This window comes from Nocardia sp. NPDC088792 (genome assembly GCF_044750615.1).
In the GTDB taxonomy this organism is placed as follows: Bacteria; Actinomycetota; Actinomycetes; order Mycobacteriales; family Mycobacteriaceae; genus Nocardia.
In genome coordinates this window covers 391516-409064 of sequence record NZ_JBIVKC010000009.1, presented here as the reverse complement: position 1 = coordinate 409064, position 17549 = coordinate 391516, and the positions used below count along the sequence as shown (strand labels likewise).

Below are 17549 nucleotides of genomic sequence, written 5' to 3'. Positions count from 1 at the left end.
TCATACCGCATGGTCTGCGGAAATGTCGGAATTCGGGCTGGTGCCCGGGCCCCGGAACAGCTCGCTCAGCGCGAGCGGCGGAACCAATTGAGCGGTGAGCGGTACGCGTAGCGCGCTTTCACCGTTCCGGTCTCCACCCGGCCGGCCACCCGGATCACCGGTGCGCCCGGAAAGCGCGGCAGCCGGACCTTGTTCGTGACGGTGCCCGTGCCGTGTTCGACGCCCTCGACATCGACCCGCCAGCCGCGCGGCACCACCAGCACGATGGCCCCGACGTCCGCGTTCACCCGTACGTCGATCTCCCGGCGGGAGCAGTAGGCCTGCGTGAAGTCGATCACCAATTTGCCGGTGAGGCATTCGGCGACAACCTGTTTCGGTACCGTCCAGTCGGCGTCGGTGCGCCGCGTGCCGCTGGCACAACGGATCTCCAGCGGCGGTTCCACGGCCGCGGGCCGACTTCGCCGGGCACCGAACATCCGCTCGATATCGTCGATCCGGATGGGCGCGGGGCGCTGCTCCTTGGTACGGGTCACCGAAACTCCTCCCCCGGCAAAGTGAAACGATCATGTAAAGAATGCCTGGGAGCTCGAATTATGCCCGACAGCAGGGTGTTTGGGACTGCCCGTCTCTAACGGATCGATCACAGCTCGGCACACCCCGGATCACGGTCAGCGCTTTCCGAGGAAGACGGTCGTCACGCCCAGCATGTAGATGTCGTCGCGCTTTTCCACGTAGGTATCGGCGGATTCGTCCAGGAGTGTGTCCAGGGTGGTGCGATCCTCCTCGTCGAGGAAGTCGCTGCCGCGTTCCCGCAGGAAGCCGAGCCAGGACGAAACACTTTCCCGCACTGCGGGAATGGCGGGGGCGGGGTGATCGGTCAGCACGCTGAACGAGGTCACCTCGGTGAGCTCGGCCTTGGACAGTGCGGTGTTCCAGCCGTAGGGCATGGGGACGGTGTCCGCGATATCGGCCCGCATCCGGACGAAGGCCTCATCGCGCCGCGCCAGCAGCCGGTCCTGCAAGCCGGGCCGCCCGATGCCGAGATCCCAAGGGAGGCAACGGGTCGGCAATCCGCCCTCGGCAAGCGCCAATCGCCCGCCGGTGCGCAGCAGTCGTGCCAACCGGTCGGTGCCTGCCTGCTGATCGGGCAGATGATGCACGGATCGGGAAGCCCACACCAGATCGGCTTCCGGTACCGCCGAAACCAATTCATCGGAACCGGCGTCCGCGTGGACGATCTCGACCGCGACGGATGCGTCCCCCGCGAGCGCGGCGAGGGTGGTTTCCCTCGCCACCTCGAGCAGCCCCGGCACCGCATCCACGATCACCACTCGCCCGCCGCCGCGGGTGGCCAGCTCGCGCGCGAAGGCCGCGCTCTGCCCGCCGGCGCCCGCACCGATATCGACCACCGTCGGCTGCGCACCGTCCAGCAGCCCGATCAGTCGCCGCGCGATCTCCGCCTGTGCGGCGGCGCTCATGGCGTCGTCTCGGCGCAGGGTCGCGATCTGGGTGGTCCAGTCGATCCCGTCCTGGGTGTGGCCATGGTGATGGCCCTGGTTGCCCTGCGCGTGCGTGTGCTCGTGAGTGTGTGCGCCCATGGTCCCGACGCTATCGGGCCATGGGCGCACACACCCAGAACTTTTGCTGTTCCGGCAAATTTGCTGCTGATCGGGCCGCGCCCCGATCAGGCCGCGGCGGGTTCGCTCGCATCGGCGAACTGGGTGCGGTACAGCTCGGTGTACCGGCCCTCCTGGGCCAGCAGTTCGGCGTGACTGCCGCGTTCCACGATGCGGCCGTGCTCGAGCACCAGGATCTGATCCGCATTGCGGATGGTGGACAGCCGGTGCGCGATGACCAGCGCGGTGCGGCCTTCCAGGGCCTCGGCCAATGCTTCCTGCACGGCCGCCTCCGAAGTGGAGTCGAGCGAGGCGGTCGCCTCGTCCAGGATCACCACGCGCGGCTGCTTCAGGAGCAGGCGGGCAATGGTGAGCCGCTGCCGTTCCCCACCGGAGAGCCGGTAGCCGCGCTCGCCGACCACGGTGTCCAAGCCGTCCGGCAGCGAGGCGATGAGGTCGCCCAGCCGGGCCCGGCGCAGGGCATCCCAGAGTTCATCCTCGGTGGCTTCGGGCCTGGCCAGCAGCAGATTGCCGCGAATGCTGTCGTGGAACAGGTGCCCGTCCTGGGTGACGAGACCGATGGTGTCCTGGATCGAACGGCCCTGCAACTGCCGCACATCCTTACCGCCCAGCAGCACCGCGCCGGAGTCCACGTCGTAGAGCCGCGAAACCAGCTGGGCGATGGTCGATTTGCCCGCACCGGAGGAGCCGACCAGCGCCACCAGCTGCCCGGGCTCGGCGCGCAGCGAAACCTGGTGCAGCACTTCCTCACCGCCGCGGGTGTCCAGGGTGGCCACATCCTCGAGCGAGGCCAGCGACACCTTGTCCGCCGACGGGTAGCCGAAGCTGACCGCGTCCAGTTCCACCGTGATCGGGCCCTCCGGCACCTCGACGGCATCCGGGGCGTCCTGGATGAGCGGCGTCAGGTCCAGCACCTCGAAGACCCGCTCGAAGCTCACCAGCGCCGACATCACGTCCACTCGGGCGCTGGCCAGCGCGGTGAGCGGCGAGTACAGCCGGGTCAGCAGCAGCGAAAGCGCCACCACCGCACCGGGTTCCAGCTGTCCCTTCAGCGCCAGGTAGCCGCCCAGCCCGTACACCAGCGCCAGCGCCAGCGCCGACACCAGCGTGAGCGCGGTGACGAACACGGTCTGCAGCATGGCGCCGCGCACCCCGATATCGCGCACCCGCCCGGCCCGCAGCGAGAACTCCGTGGACTCCTGCTGCGGACGCCCGAACAGTTTCACCAGGGTGGCGCCGGGCGCGGAGAACCGCTCGGTCATCTGGGTGCTCATGGCCGCATTGAGTCCCGCGGCCTCCCGCTGGATTCCGGCGATCCGCGTGCCCATGCGCCGCGCCGGCAGCATGAACACCGGCAGCAGCACCAGCGTCAGCAACGTGATCTGCCAGGACAGTTGCAGCATGACCACCAGGGTGAGGGCCAGCGTCACCACATTGGTGACCACGCCGGACAGGGTGGTGCTGAAGGCCCGCTGCGCCCCGATGACGTCATTGTTCAACCGGCTCACCAGTGCGCCGGTCCGGGTACGCGTGAAGAAGGCGATGGGCATCTTCTGCACGTGGTCGAAGACCGCGGTGCGCAGATCGAAGATGAGCCCCTCACCGATGCGGGAGGACAGCCACCGGATGACCAGTCCCAGCGCCGCGTCCAACAGCGCCACCCCCGCGATGATCACCGCCAGCACCACCACCGTGCGCGGCGCGGCGCGGCCCACGATGTCGTCCACCACCCGCCCGGCCAGCACCGGCGTGGCCACCGCCAGCAGCGCCGACCCGACGCTGAACACCAGGAAGGTCACCAGCCGCCGATGATGCGGGCGCGCGAAGGCCAGAATCCGCCGTGCCGTGGCCAGCCGCAGTGGCCGTTGTTCGGTGGGCGCGTTCATCTGCCGATACAGCTGATTCCACGCCACGGATTCCATACTCATCCCGCTGCTCCTCACCCTGGGAGTTCCATCGAACCCCGCACCACCGACACTAAGACCTCAACAAAGGTTGAGAGCAAGTCCTGCCGCGCAGGTCGGGAGTTCGCGCAGCGCGAACATGCCGCGCGCCGGATCCCTAGGCTGGCGGTGTGACGGGAGCACTGCAGCGGGCGCTGGACGGCCGGATCGCGGGCGAGGTCGACGCCTCGGACCGGCGGCGTGCCGAGTATTCCTCGGATGCCTCGAACTATCGGGTGTTGCCGGCCGCCGTGGTCTTTCCGCGCACGGACGGCGATGTGGCCGAGACGCTCGCCTTCGCGCGGGCCGAGGGGCTGCCGATCACCGCGCGTGGTGGCGGCACCTCGGTCGCGGGGAACGCCGTCGGGCCCGGACTGGTGCTCGACTTCAGCAGGCATATGAATGCCATTCACGAGGTCGATCCCGAACTACGCACCGCGCGTGTGCAACCCGGCGTGGTGTTGTCGGCGCTGCAGCGTGCGGGCGCGCCGCACGGCCTGCGGTTCGGTCCCGATCCCTCGACACAGAACCGGTGCACGCTGGGCGGGATGATCGGCAACAATGCCTGCGGGCCGCGCGCGGTCGCCTGGGGCCGCACCTCGGATACGGTGCGGGAGTTGCGAATTCTGGACGGAACCGGCGCGGAACGCACCCTCGCCGCGGACCCGGCGGCGGTGCCGGGCCTCGCCGAGTTCACGCGCGCGAACCTCGCGGTCATCCGTACCGAGCTCGGCCGTTTCGAACGGCAGGCGTCCGGATACAGCCTGGAGCATCTGCTGCCCGAACGCGGTTCGGCGGTGGCCAAGGCGTTCGTCGGTACCGAGGGCACCTGCGGCCTGCTGCTCGCGGCGACGGTGGACCTGGTTCCGGTCCCGGCCGCGACGGTCCTGGTGGTGCTCGGCTATCCCGATATGCCCACGGCCGCCGACGATATCGCCGCGATCATGGCCGTCCGGCCCATCGCGGTCGAGGGTATGGACGCCCGTCTGGTCGATGTCGTGCGCAAACATCGCGGCCGGGTGCCCGAGCTGCCCGCCGGCGGCGGCTGGCTGCTCGTCGAGCTCGAGGGCGAGACACCCGGAGAGGCTGTGGAAACCGCCGCGCTGCTGCGCACTACCGCGCATGCCGTGGCGACCCGCTTGGTCACGGATCGCGCGGAGGCGCAGGCCCTGTGGGGCATTCGCGCCGACGGCGCGGGCCTGGCCGGCCGCACCCCGGACGGTCGTCCGGCCTGGCCCGGTTGGGAGGACGCCGCCGTGCCGCCCGATCAACTGGGCGCGTATCTGCGCGAATTCGAGCAGCTCACCCGCGAGCACGGCGTGGACGGCCTGCTCTACGGCCATTTCGGTGACGGCTGTATCCATGTGCGCCTGGATCTGCCGATAGCCGATGCGCCGCAACGCTTCCGGGCCTTCCTGGAGGACGCGGCGCGGCAGGTGGTGAAGTTCGGCGGCTCGCTCTCCGGTGAACACGGCGACGGCCGCGCCCGTTCGGAACTGCTGCGCCACATGTACTCCGAAGCGGCCCTGGCCGCGTTCGCCGGCTTCAAATCCCTCTTCGATCCGGACGATGTGCTGAACCCGGGCATCCTGGTGCACCCGCGCCCCCTCGACGCGGACCTGCGCCTGGCCGGTCTGCGGCCCCTCCCGACAGTGGGCGGTTTCGCCTTTCCCGACGACGGGGATCTCGGTGCGGCCGTGCACCGTTGTGTGGGTGTCGGCAAGTGCCGCGCCGACAACCACGCCTCCGGCGGTTTCATGTGCCCGTCCTATCAGGCCACCGCCGATGAGAAGGACAGCACCCGTGGCCGCGCCCGCGTCCTGCAGGAGGTGGTGCGCGGCGCCCTGGACTGGCGTTCGGACGCGGTCGCGGAGTCCCTGGACCTGTGCCTGTCCTGCAAGGCATGTCATTCCGACTGCCCGGCCGGCGTGGATATGGCGACCTACAAGTCCGAGACCCTGTATCGCCGCTACCGGGGCCGCTTCCGCCCGGTGGATCATTACGCCCTGGGCCGGCTACCGCAGTGGCTGGCGGCCGCGACCCGGGCTCCGCGCCTGGCCAATGCCTTGTCCGGGGTCGGTGTGCTGCGGCGTACCGGTCTGCGTGCGGCGGGCATCGATCCGCGCCGCCCGGTTCCGGTGCTGGCGGACAGGAGTTTCCGGCGCGGCTGGCGGCAACGGGACAATGAATCGGAAGTGATGCTGTGGATCGACAGTTTCACCGATGCGTTCGACCCGGAGATCGCTTGGGCCGCAGTGCGTCTGCTGCAGGGGCTGGGCCTGACCGTCCGCATTCCGGAGCGCCGGGTCTGCTGTGGTCTGACCTGGATCAGTACCGGTCAGTTGGACGGTGCCCGGAAAAGGCTGCGCGCCACCGTTGATGCGCTGGACGAACACGTCCGCGCGGGTGGTGTGGTGGTGGGTCTGGAACCGTCCTGCACGGCCGCCCTGCGCGAGGATCTGCCGCGCCTGCTGCCGGAGGATCCGCGCGCCGTGACGGTGGCGGGTGCGGTGCGCACCCTGTCCGAGTTCCTGGAATCGCGGCCCGGCTGGGCGCCGCCCGATCGCAGCGGGCACACCGTGCTGGTACAGCCGCACTGTCATCAACACGCCGCGCTGGGCTTCGCGGCGGACCGCCGAATTATCGAGCGCACCGGTGCTTCGGTGATCGAAATCACTGGATGCTGTGGACTTGCCGGTAATTTCGGAATGCAACGGGGCCACTATGAGATTTCCGTCGCGGTGGCCGGGAACGCGCTGCTCCCGGCCGTACGCGCCGCGGCCCCCGAGACGGTCCTGCTGGCCGATGGTTTCTCCTGCCGGACCCAGGCCGATCAGTTGACCGGCCGGCGATTCCGGCACCTGGTGCAGTTTCTCGTGGAGCCGTGAGGGTCAGCTGCCGAACGGCAGGGTGCCCGGCGGAATCTGATAACCGCTGCTCCCCGCGGAGATGTTGCCCCACACGCCGAGCAGGAAATTGATCAGATTGGTGATCACGAGAAACCTCCTATGGCGAATGCCATCTATTTGCCGAGCATTTAGACCAACGGTGGGAACATCGCCGTATTCGGAGTTCGCGTTAACAGTAAGATGACGCGGTGACCGCAGCACCGATCGTGACCGCCCGCGCGCGCACGGTGCGCTCCGAGCGCCCGATCGACCTGGCCGCCACCATTTCTCCGCTGCGCCGCGGCTTCGGTGATCCGTGTCACCACGAGACTCCCGACGGCGCGCACTGGCACGCCTCCCGGCTACCCGGCGGACCGGTGACTTACCGGCTGACGCAGGCCGACCGGAACAGCGTGGCCGCGCAGGCCTGGGGCCCGGGTGCGGAGGAGTTCCTGGAACGCCTGCCCGACATGCTGTGCCTCGACGAGGACCTGAACGATTTCGCGCCCGACCATCCCAAGGTCGCCGAGGCGCACCGGCTCAATCCGGGTCTGCGCATGTTGCGCACCGGTCTGGTGTGGGAGGCGCTGGTCCCCGCCGTCCTGGAGCAGAAGGTGCACACCCGCACCGCCCACGCGTCGTGGCGGAAACTGGTGTGGCGCTACGGAACCCCCGCGCCGGGACCCGGCCCGGAGGGCCTGCGGCTCATGCCCGATGCCGAGACCTGGCGGCACATCCCTTCCTGGGTCTACCACCGCGCCAATGTGGAGCCGCAGCGCTCGAAAACCATTGTGCTGGCCGCCCGTATCGCATCGAAGCTGGAAGAAGCGGCGGGATTGAGCCACGCCGACGCCGCGCATCGGCTGCGCACGGTCCCCGGCATCGGTGTATGGACCGCCGCGGAGATCGCGCAGCGCGCCTTCGGCGATGCGGATGCCCTGTCGGTGGGCGATTTCCACCTCGCGTCCATCGTGGGCTGGACCCTGCTGGGCCGACCCATCGACGATGACGCCATGGTCGAGTACCTGGAACCGCTGCGCCCGCACCGCTATCGCGCCGTGCGCCTGCTCGGTCTCGCCGGTTTCGCCCGGAAGCCGAAGTTCGGCCCGCGCACCCCGTACACCGATCACAGCCGGATCTGACTTCGCAGGCGTCGGCTACTGTTGCGCGGCAGCGGTATTCGCCGCGTCCTGTGCCTGCTCCAGCGCCTGCGGCACCGGGATGCGCCCGAGGTACATCTCCTGGAAGATCGGGTCCGCCGCATTCAATGCTGCCTGGAATCCGGGCCCGCCGCCCGCCGCGATCCGCCTGCCCCGCAACACATCGAAGAACGGCGCCACATCGACTCCGCGCGCGGCCCAATAATCCCGGTACACATGCTGTTCGGACACGACGGCCGGAATCGTGGACCCGGATTCCCCCAGGTAGCGATTGCCCGCCGCACTACCCAGCCACGCCAGCACCCGCCGCACCGCCGCGGGATGCGACGAGGCGGAGTTCCCGGCCACGCCGATGGAATTGTTCGCGCTCACCCGCCCGGCGGGGCCCTGCGGAATCAATGCCAGTCCCCAATGGAATCCGGCTTGCTGCTGCACGGTCGCAAGATTGAAGCTGCCGGACTGGAACAACGCCATCTTGCCTTGCAGGAAGGCATTTTTGGCGAAGTCTCCGTTCGTATTGCCGCCGCCGGAATTGGTATCCGCCGCGGACGGTGACAGCTTGTCGGCCACCAGCCGCACCGTGTATCCGAAGGCGTCGTGCCCCTGCCGGCCGGCGAACACGAACCGCTCGTTCTGCTGGAACTCGCCCCCGGCCGATCCCAGAAACGGCAGGGTGATGGACTGGAAGTCATCGGCAGCGTTGTACGGCCAGGTGGAGACGCTGGCCAGCCGCTGCAGCAAGGGCCGGAAGGTATCGGCGGCTTCGACGGGACTCCAGCGCGCGGCGGTCACCGCGGCGGGATCCACGCCGGCGGCGTTCAGCAGGTCGCGGTTGTAGTACACGGCGGTGCCGCCATCCACGAATTGCGGCACCGCCCAGAGCTTTCCGCTACGCGTGAACTGTGCGACCGCGAACGGATCCCATGCCTGCGCGGCCTGCGCACCCAGCGCCGTCCCGATATCCATCAGGTGCCCGCTGTCGGCATAGTCCTCGTAGAGGCTGGTCCAGAACAGATCGTCGGCCACCCCGCCCGCCACATCGAGCCGCAGCTTCTGCGCGTAGGAAGCCCACGGCACCACCGTGATCCGCACCTCGATATCCGGATCGGCCCGCTGGAATTCGTCCAGTGAGGCGCGGTAGGCCGCCACGAAGCTCTGATCCCAGATCCGCAGCCGCACCACGGTGCGCCCGGACCCGCCGCTGTCGTGTCCCAGCCACAGTGCCGCGCCCACCAGCAGCACGGCGGCCAGCGCGATCCCGAGCAGTACCCGGGTGGATTCCCTGATCCTCATGAGCGCCGCCTCATTTCAGCCCCGTGACCGCGATGGAGCGCAGCACCTGCCGCTGGAACACCACGAACAACACCACCAGCGGCGCGATGGCGAGGGTGGTGGCGGCCATGACCAGCGTCCACTGCGCGTTGTACTGCGTCTGCAGGTTGGCCGTGGCCACCGTGAGCACCTGCCATTTCGGCCCGGAGGCGGCGACCAGCGGCCACATGAAGTTGTTCCACTGGGTGACGACGGTGATGACGGTGAGCGTGGCCAGGATGGGCCGGCTCAACGGCACCACCACGTGCACCAGGATGTCGAGCGTGTTCGCCCCGTCCATGCGCGCGGCGTCGATCATCTCGCCGGGAATGGCCCGGAAGTACTGTCGCAGCAGGAAGATCGCGTAGGGCGAGCCGAACATGAAGGGCAGCACCAGCGCCCAGAAGGTGTTCAGCCACCCCAGTTTCGCGAACATCAAGTACAGGGGAATGAGCGTGACGGCGCTGGGCACCATCATGGTGCCCAGGTACACCCAGAACAGCACATCGCGTCCGGGGAAGCTGGTGCGCGCGAACGCGTATGCGGCGAGGATCGATCCGATGAGCTGCCCGCCGGTGATGAACACGGTCATCAGCGCGGTGACCAGCGCGGCCCGCCCGAGCCCCTGATCCAGCACGGTCCGGAAGTTGTCCAGAGTGACGGGATGCGGTGGCGTCAGCGCGGATTCGTTCGCGAACTGCCGCGGCGTCTTGAACGCGGTGAACGCACTCAGCACCAGCGGTGCGACGACCACCAGTGCACCGGCTACGAGCAGCGTGTACGCCGCCCCGGACCGCAGCCGCGGGCCGCGCGTCTCAGTACTCATAGCGCTCCGCCTCCCCGCGCTTGGTCCGATTCCGGAAGTACCGATGTTGCGCCAGGGTGATGGCGAACATGATCGCGAACATCACCACCGCCATGACCGCCGCCCGTCCGGGATGCGCGGCCTCGAATGCCTCCGAATAGAGCCGCATGGCAACCACATCCGTGGCATGCCCCGGCCCGCCCTTGGTGAGCGCGTACACGGCGTCGAAGGTCTGGAACACCGTGAGCACGCCGGTGACCAGCACGAAGAACGTGGTGGGCCGCAGCAGCGGCAGGATCAGCCAGCGGGTGCGCCGCCATCCGGTGGCCCCGTCCAGCGCGCCCGCGTCGAGGATCTCCCGGGGAATGGCCCGGATCCCCGCGACGAAGAACAGCGCCACGTACCCCACATTCATCCACACGATCACCGCGGCGACGCAGGGCAGTGCCAGCGTGGGTGAACTGAGCCATTCCACCGGCCGCCCGAGCAGCGCCGAGATCGCCCCGCCGCTGGGCGCGAAGATCCACTGCCACACCACGCCGACCGCGACCGGTGCGCACATCCACGGCAGCGCGTACACCACCCGCAGTACCGCGCCCCCGCGTCCGCGCCGGGCCAGCAGCGCGGCGATGGCGAAGCCGAGCACCGTCTGCGCGGGCACCACGAGCGCGGTCAGCGCCAGCGTCACCAGCAGTGAATGCCCGAATTGCCGGTCGCTCAGCACGGACCGCCAGTTGGCGAGCCCGGTGAATTCGATGGGCCCCAGCAGGTTCCAGCTGTGCACGCTGAGCCACAGCACCACCGCGACGGGGGCAAGCAGGAAACAGCCGATGCCGAGGAAACTCGGCAGCAGCAGGAGGTAGCTGGTGGCACTGGTGGTGCCGCGGGCGGTGGCCTGCCCGCGAACCGTGCGGTTCATGTGCAGCGACGCTACCGGGGCGCTCCCGCGCACCCCGTCACCCCACGCCCGTTTCGCCGGATATCTCCTGTGCGCGCGGGGGTTTCGTTTCACCCGGTGGCCTGCGCTGCCGCATGATAGTTTGTGCCGCGCTTGTTCCGGGCGGACCGGCGAGGCGGGCCACCACGGGCCCGGATCTCTTTGGACGAAGCATTAGGGGACGGCGTCGATGCGAATTCAGCCACGGCAGCAGATCCTCGGAGTGTGGCGGTCGCTGCTGACCGCCTGCTACCGCGGTGAGGAGTGGAGCTGGGGCGGCCGGAACGGCTCCAACTCCATCAGTGATGCCGAACAGCTGTTGTGCCTGCTGTATCCGGCCACCGAGATCGACGGCTTCGGACTGGATCGCCCGGACGATATCGCCGAGGACATTCAAGCCGTGCTGTCCCCGCTGGGCAGTCCCGCGCGTATCGGCGCGACCCTGGTCGGGGTGCTCGAGGAGTACATCGACCGCTATACCGAGGTGGGGACGTCGGATTCGGGCGTCGAACAAGACATTCCGGTCTTCGCGGCGGGCAGTTACCTGTCTTCCGCGAATTCGCAGGAGCCCACCGCCGACCAGCGCCGGCTCGATGTCGTCGACTCGTATTCCATGTCCCTGACCCTCTGCCTGGCCGCGCTCAAATTCCTGCGCGGCTTCCACGGCTTCACGGCCGGGCAGTCCCGCCCGGAGGCCAAGGAACTGAGCGCGCGCATCGAGCGACTGGACGGGCGCATCAATACCCGCCTGACCGCCGCCATGGTCGGGTTGGTGCGCAGTTTCGTGGTCAATACGGTCAAACCCGCATCACCCGAGGGCAAGGCGATGCTGTCCATGCTGAACCAGACCGGCACGGCGCCGGAAGCGGTGGTGGATTCGGTCGGCCGGCGGCTGGAACGCGTGCGCATCCGCCTGCGCAACGACCTCACCCTGAGCCAGACCCCGGGCGTGGACCTCTACGACGACCGCCTGCTGTTCGAATGTGGCTGGAGTTGGAGCCTGGTCGACCAGGCCGCGCCCATCGGCTTCGTCGACCTGCCCATCGCGAGCCGCCCGGGTTATGCCGTCGCGCGTCCCTACCTGCATTTCACCGTGGTGGCGCTGGACGGCATCAATGACCTGACCTCGGTGCGCACCCGCGAGCTGGACCTGTTGGACACCCGGCAGCGCCGGCTGGCCGAGGCCCTGCAATTGCGCTGGGATCTGGCGCAACGCTATTGGTCGGCGGTCGCGCGCTTCGGTTCGGGCCGCTGGCCGCTGGAGGACATTCCGTGGCGCACCTCCGACGGCGAGGAGTCGGACTACTTCAGCCTCGTCGTCTCCGCGGTGCTCATGCAGGATCTGCTCAATCGCGAGGCCAGCGATGACGACTTGAACCGCGCCGCACCGATTTTCGACGAACTGGCGCGCCGCGGCCGCATCATCAGCCGCCTCACCGAGGACGATCCGGCCCGCGAGATGCACAGCCCCGGCGTCACCCTCAGCCTGCTCGGCAGCGGCGAGGCGGCGTCCGGTCCGAAGCTGGTGTGGACCGTATCCGATTACGCCACGGTGCTTTTGAAGCGCACCCTGCAGGCGGCACGACTGTCCCGCACCATGGAGACCCGCGACGATCTGGAGCTGCTGGCCCAGTCCATCATGGATCACCTGGACCGGCGGGCCTTCCGGGAAGGCCCCGTGACCGGCCTGTGGGACGACCCCAGCCGCATTCTGGGCGGCCCCGAAATCCATGAGCCGTCCTGGTATTTCACCGAGCGGGTGGTGGAATGCCTGGTGGCGGCGGCCCGCATGTACCGGGAACCGCCGCTGCGGTCGCCGGATCTGGTGGTGCGCGCCATGGAGCTGCTCACCGAGGCGGAGCACCTGCTCAATCGGGAGCTGCTGGAGCTCGGGGAGCAGGACCTCTCGTCCAATCGGACGGCCCTGGCCCTGGCGGAGCAGCGGCTGCAGCGCGCCCGTAGGCTCATCGATGAACGTCCCGGCACCGCTTCGAGTCTCGCCTCGCAGGCCCTGCTGGAACTGGACGAACTCGCCTACGCCCGGTTCGACGCCACCAGGAGTGTGTGATCGTGCTCGTGTTCTCCGCCTCGGACAAGGGCGGCACCGGTCGCTCGGTGACCAGCTGCAATATGGCGTACTGGTTGAGCATGACGGGCCTGAAGGTGGCGTATCTGGACTTCGATTTCGGATCGCCCACGGCGGGAGGCACTTTCGAGATCAGCCGCATCGACACCGGTATCGGCGACGGTATCGGCCTGCACTCGTATCTGCTGGGCGACAGCGGGTTTCCGGCGCGGGTGAGTGTGCGCTCGGAGACCGACCGGGTGGAGTTGAGCCAGTCCCGGCATCCGTCCGGCCGGTTGGTGCTGTTCCCCGGCGATCACAGCGGCTCCGAGTTCACCACGCTCGACGAGCCCATGGTGCGCCGCTGCACCGCCCTGTTCGCCACCTGCGAACAGGAATTCGACGTCACCTTCGTGGATCTGAGCGCGGGCCGTTCGATCGCGCTGGCCCTGGCACTGAGCGCGACCCGCTCCGCGCAGCTGGCCGAGACCGTCTCGCGCTGGCTGATCTTCCACCGCTGGACCCGGCAGCACATCGTGGCCGGGCACAGCCTGGTGTACGACGAGCACGGTGTGCTCGGCACCGGCGTGGAGTGGGGTCACGACCGCGAACAGCTCCGCAACTCGATACGCTATGTACGCACCGCGGTACCGGAATTGAACGATGCGATGGGCCTGCGTCCGGCCCAGGCGGCCTGGCTGCAGCGCCAGCACGACACGCTGAACCGGGCGGCCATTCGCAATGAGATGGGTTCCACGGTGGTGCTGGGCAGGACTCCGGTGGAACCGATGCTGCAATGCCGCGAACAGGTGATCCTGGATATCGACGTATCCGCACGGATCGCCAATCCGGAAACCGTCGACGCTTTCCGTCATCTCGCCACCCGGCTCATGAACCGGGCAGTCTGGGAAAGGCTGGAATGACCGCGACCGATTACAGCGAGGCCGGCGAGCGCAACCGGGTGGTGGGACAACCGCTCTCCCATCTGTCGATCGAGGTCGGCCACTTCTACATGGACGACCTCGTCAATGGCGTGGACCGCATCAAGGCGCAGTTGCGCAAGGTCGCGCCGCTGGTGCGTTCGTATACCGACGCCGCCCGTGCGGAATACGGGCCGGGTGCGCGGGTGAGCACCTGTTTCCTGGTGGACGACTACTTCCGGCACGAGACCGATCCGCGCGAGATCCTCACCAAGCTGCTCGGCGCCGCCGAGGAGTGCGGGGTGCGCATCGATTACCTGGCCCGCGAGGCGGGTTGCGCCGAGGTGCCGTCGCTGCTGGACGGTGAACCGGTGGGCGCGCCGGTACGGCTCGCGGAGATGATGGCCGCGCGCATCGTGGCCGAACCGGATCCCGGCGCCACCGGCCGGCGCCCGCCGACCGCGGAATCCGGCTGGCTCTGCAATGGCCGCCGCTCCTCGGAATACGATCCGGGCCAGGCCATGCGGATCGCCCGGTACCGGCCGCCGGAGGAGTTCGGCGCGCGCAATCACTCGATCTTCCTGGATGTGCAGTTGTGGAGCCGCGCGCTGGAGGAGGTCGCGGGTGAGCAGGTGGAGATCGTCAAATGGTCCTGCCCGTTCCTGGCGTCGATCTGGCAGTTGTTGCGGCTGGGCATGATTCGCAATGACGGTGCGGTGGTGGCCAAGCCGGAGCCGTGGAGCGGTGAGTGGCCGGCGGACTGGTGGAAGATGCCGGCCGTGGTGCAGTTGAACGAGCGCGCCGCGCCGTTCGCCGCCTATCGGGCGGTGTCGGTGCTGCCGTACAGCTATCTCGGCATCGAGCATGCGGTGCGGGTCATCCTCGACCATCTGCAACAGGATGACGAAGTGCTGGCCAAGTTGCGGGAACGTGGTGCGGCGGAGCGGATTCCGGTGTCGGTGCCGGTCGAGGCGACGAGGCGGCTGGACCATGTCTTCCTCGGGGATGTCTGAGGTGACCGAGCCGCTGGTGCTGCTGGGGGAGGTGCGCACCACCCTGTTGCCGTCCTCGGGTGCGCTGGCCGGGCGGGAGGCCTCGGCCCTGCTGTCGCTGCTGCCGGGACAGCGGGTGCTGTTGCGGGAACGTCCATTGGCGCTGGCGATCTCGCCGAGTTCCGCGGTGGGCGTGGACTGTCAGCTCGCCACGGTGTCCAAGTCGGAGAGCCGCGCGGTCGGTACGGTGGCCGCGCACGCGGTGCTGGTCGGCGGCCGCATCGCGCAGAGTTCGGCCGCCACCAAGGTGGTTCGCGCCGCCGATACCAACCGGCGGCCGTGGTCGCACTATCTGACGCAGGTCGGATCGGTGGAACTGATCCACCGGATCGGCGACGACACCACCGCCGCGGTCGATCTCACCGAGGGCTACCTGGAGGGTTCCACCGCCACCACCCTGGACCTGGCCTCCATCAGCGACCGCCTGCTCACCCAGGTCCGCATGGACGGCCGCCTGGATCAGCGCCCGCCGGTGCGCACCGCGGCCACCCGGGTGCGCTGGGCGGCGCGGGTGGCGCCGCCGGTGGGCGGGGCGGTGCGCGGACGCACCCTGTTCGCCTTCCGGCTGGAGGACGAATCCACCCGGTCGGTACGAATCATGGTGCCCACCGTCCGGGATCTCGCTGCCGTGCAACGCTTCTGCGAGGACCTGGCGGTGCACGACTGGCTGCTCACCACCCTCGCCTCCGCGCTCTCGGACGCCGCGCGCACCGACCCGCATCGCGATACCGCCGAACTGCTCAGCCCGCTGCTGGAACAACTGGTGCATCTGTGGATGCCGGGTGCGCACACCCCGCCGCGCCTGCGCGAACTGTGGACGCGACTGGAGGTCGATCCCGGTTTCACCCGGCAGTGGACGGCCCAGATCGGGCAGCTGCGCGACCGCCTGGCGGTCGCCACGCTGGATGCGTTGCGCAGCGCCAAGATCAGCACCACCGAGTGGTGAGCCGATCGGGCGCCGATCAGAGCCGGAACCAGCGCCGCACCAGCAGTGCGAAGAAGACGGACATGGTGAAGGTGCCCATATAGGCCTCGAGCGCGAACAGCGCCCGTCCGCCGACCCGCAGGTTCTGGGTATCGCCGATGCCGAGCGGGTTCAGATAGTTGGTCAGCGCCTGGTACAGCGTGACGGCCAGCGGCTGATCCGCGCGCAGCGCGACCGCGACGGTGAAGAGCAGCAGTTGCAGCACCACCAGCCACAGCATGCGGAAGGGCCGATATCCGTAGCCGCAGATCAGATCCGGCACCAGCCCGCCGGCCCGCTTCCAGGCGGCCGGCTGCGCGAGCCGCCGGGCCCGGGACAGCGCGAGCCCGCACCGATCCTCCGCGTCACTGTCCTCGTCGATCCGGTACAGACTGCCCGCTCGCCGGAAGGCCAGCGCCGCATGCGCCGGGAGTCCGGCCCGGATGAGCGGTTTCCCCAGTCGCTCATAGGTCTCCGCGAGCTGCCGGTTCTGGGTCCGGCTCAAGCGCAGTGGTCCGCGGAATTCCACCTCGGCGGCGATCAGCGCGGTCAGCAGCTCCGTGGTGTCGACGGACACGTCGGCGCCGGATGCGGTCTGCAACAGCACGGGCGCATAGAGATTCCCGAAGACCAGACTGTCCCCCGCACGCCGGATGCCCGGCGGGTCATAGGTGCCCAGCACCGATTCCACGTGCCGGGTGAGGGTATCCAGCAGTGGCAGTTCGCTGGTGTGCCGCCGCAGCCGGCCCGGGAGATCGACGAACACCGCGACCTCTTCGGCGTATGCGTCGGCGTGCCTTTCGATGCGCGTGCTCATGGCCGCCACGAACGGCGAGGAGGGCGCGCTCTTTTCCAGCATGATCAATGGTAAAGCTTGCGCACCAGCACATCTCGTGGCTCATCTGCGCCGAAGTAGTCGTGTTCGTGATCGGTCCACACGAAGCCGACCTCCTTGTAGAGATGCCGGGCGGCCCGATTGCCCGGCCGTACGGTCACGAAGACCTGATCCACCTGACTGGTCCGGCAGTGTTCCAGCGCGGTCTCCAGCAGGGCCCGGCCGTAGCCGCGCCCGCGGCAGTGGCCGGCGACGGCGAAGCCGAGGAACCAGGCGCTGCCCTCCGGCCCGATGGCCGTCAGGACATAGCCGCAGACTTCGCCATTGTCTTCGGCGACCATCCAGTCCGATCCGTGTACCTCGAACAGCTGGCGCAGCACGAAATACGGATAGGCCAGATGCTCGAACTCCACCACTTCCAGCGTGCGGATGGCGCTCAGGTCGGTCATGGACGCGGCCCGGAAGGCCGGGACCTGCGATTGTTCGAAGGCCAACAACGGTGTTCCCCTTCACCGGCACAACAGCGAGATGGCTCCAGGGTAGGCGTCGGGCAGGGTCTTGGATGCGGTTCGGCCCGCCCGCCGTCTGCCAGAGGGGCGGGCCGAACCGCGCTGCAGCACCGCGGAGGGGCTTGCGTCACCGTGCCGGAGGTTGGACATGGGACGCTCGAAAGCGCTGTGCGGCAGCGTTCTTCGAGGCCAGGGGCCTTCCCCGAGAACCCCTGGCCACGTATCGGAGGTCCATCAGCAGCCAGACCAGGCGGCGTGCCGCGCGGTCCCGGCGATCCGGACGGAATGCGTTCTGATCGTCACGGCAGTGCGCGTTCATCGAGCACGCACCGCCCCTCCTCCACGAGGGTCGCCCGTGCCCGCCGCCGCACCCTGCATGTCTCCACGGTGCAATCGAGATGCAATTGCATTGCTGCGTGGGCCTGTTCGACGGTCATGATGACCGGCTCCGTACCGCAGCGCAGCAATCCGGCTACCGGCATGTTCAGGGTGGTGAGTTGCACGGCCGAGACTCCTTGTTCCT

General features: G+C 68.6%; 15 protein-coding genes. 6 read left to right on the top strand and 9 right to left on the bottom strand.

The window, feature by feature from the left end:
• Positions 1-65: 65 nt before the first annotated feature.
• The 3 genes from ACIP5Y_RS46690 to ACIP5Y_RS46680 form a co-directional block, all read right to left on the bottom strand.
• Positions 66-533, bottom strand: coding sequence for a hypothetical protein (locus tag ACIP5Y_RS46690; protein ID WP_400360252.1), 468 nt, complete (start codon positions 531-533; stop codon positions 66-68).
• A gap of 135 nt (positions 534-668) precedes the next feature.
• Complete coding sequence (locus tag ACIP5Y_RS46685; protein ID WP_400360251.1) at positions 669-1598, bottom strand: class I SAM-dependent methyltransferase; 930 nt, start codon at positions 1596-1598, stop codon at positions 669-671.
• Positions 1599-1684: 86 nt separating this feature from the next.
• Positions 1685-3565 (bottom strand): ABC transporter ATP-binding protein, encoded by a 1881-nt coding sequence (locus ACIP5Y_RS46680; protein ID WP_400360250.1) that lies wholly within the window; start codon positions 3563-3565, stop codon positions 1685-1687.
• A 146-nt stretch (positions 3566-3711) separates the two neighbouring features.
• Between ACIP5Y_RS46680 and ACIP5Y_RS46675 the strand changes: the two genes are divergently transcribed.
• Complete coding sequence (locus ACIP5Y_RS46675) at positions 3712-6468, top strand: FAD-binding and (Fe-S)-binding domain-containing protein (RefSeq protein ID WP_400360249.1); 2757 nt, start codon at positions 3712-3714, stop codon at positions 6466-6468.
• A gap of 209 nt (positions 6469-6677) precedes the next feature.
• Positions 6678-7610: a DNA-3-methyladenine glycosylase family protein gene (locus ACIP5Y_RS46670; RefSeq protein WP_400360248.1), complete on the top strand. Its 933-nt coding sequence runs from the start codon at positions 6678-6680 to the stop codon at positions 7608-7610.
• 15 nt (positions 7611-7625) lie between these two features.
• On the opposite strand, the gene ACIP5Y_RS46665 is transcribed toward ACIP5Y_RS46670, so the two are convergent.
• Genes ACIP5Y_RS46665 through ACIP5Y_RS46655 form a run of 3 tightly spaced genes read right to left on the bottom strand, consistent with a single transcriptional unit; the run spans position 7626 to position 10663 of the window.
• Complete coding sequence (locus ACIP5Y_RS46665; protein ID WP_400360304.1) at positions 7626-8915, bottom strand: extracellular solute-binding protein; 1290 nt, start codon at positions 8913-8915, stop codon at positions 7626-7628.
• A gap of 16 nt (positions 8916-8931) precedes the next feature.
• Entirely contained in the window at positions 8932-9765 is an 834-nt protein-coding gene (locus tag ACIP5Y_RS46660; protein WP_400360247.1) for a carbohydrate ABC transporter permease, read from the bottom strand.
• Positions 9755-10663 (bottom strand): carbohydrate ABC transporter permease, encoded by a 909-nt coding sequence (locus tag ACIP5Y_RS46655; protein WP_400360246.1) that lies wholly within the window; start codon positions 10661-10663, stop codon positions 9755-9757. The genes ACIP5Y_RS46660 and ACIP5Y_RS46655 overlap by 11 nt, the downstream gene beginning before the upstream one ends.
• Positions 10664-10871: 208 nt before the next feature.
• Between ACIP5Y_RS46655 and ACIP5Y_RS46650 the strand changes: the two genes are divergently transcribed.
• Genes ACIP5Y_RS46650 through ACIP5Y_RS46635 form a run of 4 tightly spaced genes read left to right on the top strand, consistent with a single transcriptional unit; the run spans position 10872 to position 15664 of the window.
• A complete protein-coding gene (locus ACIP5Y_RS46650) occupies positions 10872-12749 on the top strand; it encodes an SCO2524 family protein (protein WP_400360245.1) in 1878 nt (625 codons plus the stop codon).
• Entirely contained in the window at positions 12746-13669 is a 924-nt protein-coding gene (locus tag ACIP5Y_RS46645) for an SCO2523 family variant P-loop protein (RefSeq protein ID WP_400360244.1), read from the top strand. Before ACIP5Y_RS46650 ends, ACIP5Y_RS46645 begins: the two co-directional genes overlap by 4 nt.
• A complete protein-coding gene (locus ACIP5Y_RS46640) occupies positions 13666-14679 on the top strand; it encodes an SCO2522 family protein (RefSeq protein ID WP_400360243.1) in 1014 nt (337 codons plus the stop codon). The genes ACIP5Y_RS46645 and ACIP5Y_RS46640 overlap by 4 nt, the downstream gene beginning before the upstream one ends.
• Complete coding sequence (locus ACIP5Y_RS46635; RefSeq protein WP_400360242.1) at positions 14672-15664, top strand: SCO2521 family protein; 993 nt, start codon at positions 14672-14674, stop codon at positions 15662-15664. Before ACIP5Y_RS46640 ends, ACIP5Y_RS46635 begins: the two co-directional genes overlap by 8 nt.
• Before the next feature lie 16 nt (positions 15665-15680).
• On the opposite strand, the gene ACIP5Y_RS46630 is transcribed toward ACIP5Y_RS46635, so the two are convergent.
• The 3 genes from ACIP5Y_RS46630 to ACIP5Y_RS46620 all read right to left on the bottom strand — a co-directional run bounded on the left by ACIP5Y_RS46630 (position 15681) and on the right by ACIP5Y_RS46620 (position 17529).
• A complete protein-coding gene (locus ACIP5Y_RS46630) occupies positions 15681-16541 on the bottom strand; it encodes a hypothetical protein (protein ID WP_400360241.1) in 861 nt (286 codons plus the stop codon).
• A 2-nt stretch (positions 16542-16543) separates the two neighbouring features.
• Positions 16544-17011, bottom strand: a complete 468-nt coding sequence (locus ACIP5Y_RS46625; protein ID WP_400360240.1) for a GNAT family N-acetyltransferase — start codon at positions 17009-17011, stop codon at positions 16544-16546.
• Positions 17012-17325: 314 nt separating this feature from the next.
• Positions 17326-17529, bottom strand: coding sequence for a hypothetical protein (locus ACIP5Y_RS46620; protein WP_397007785.1), 204 nt, complete (start codon positions 17527-17529; stop codon positions 17326-17328).
• Between the last annotated feature and the right edge of the window lie 20 nt (positions 17530-17549).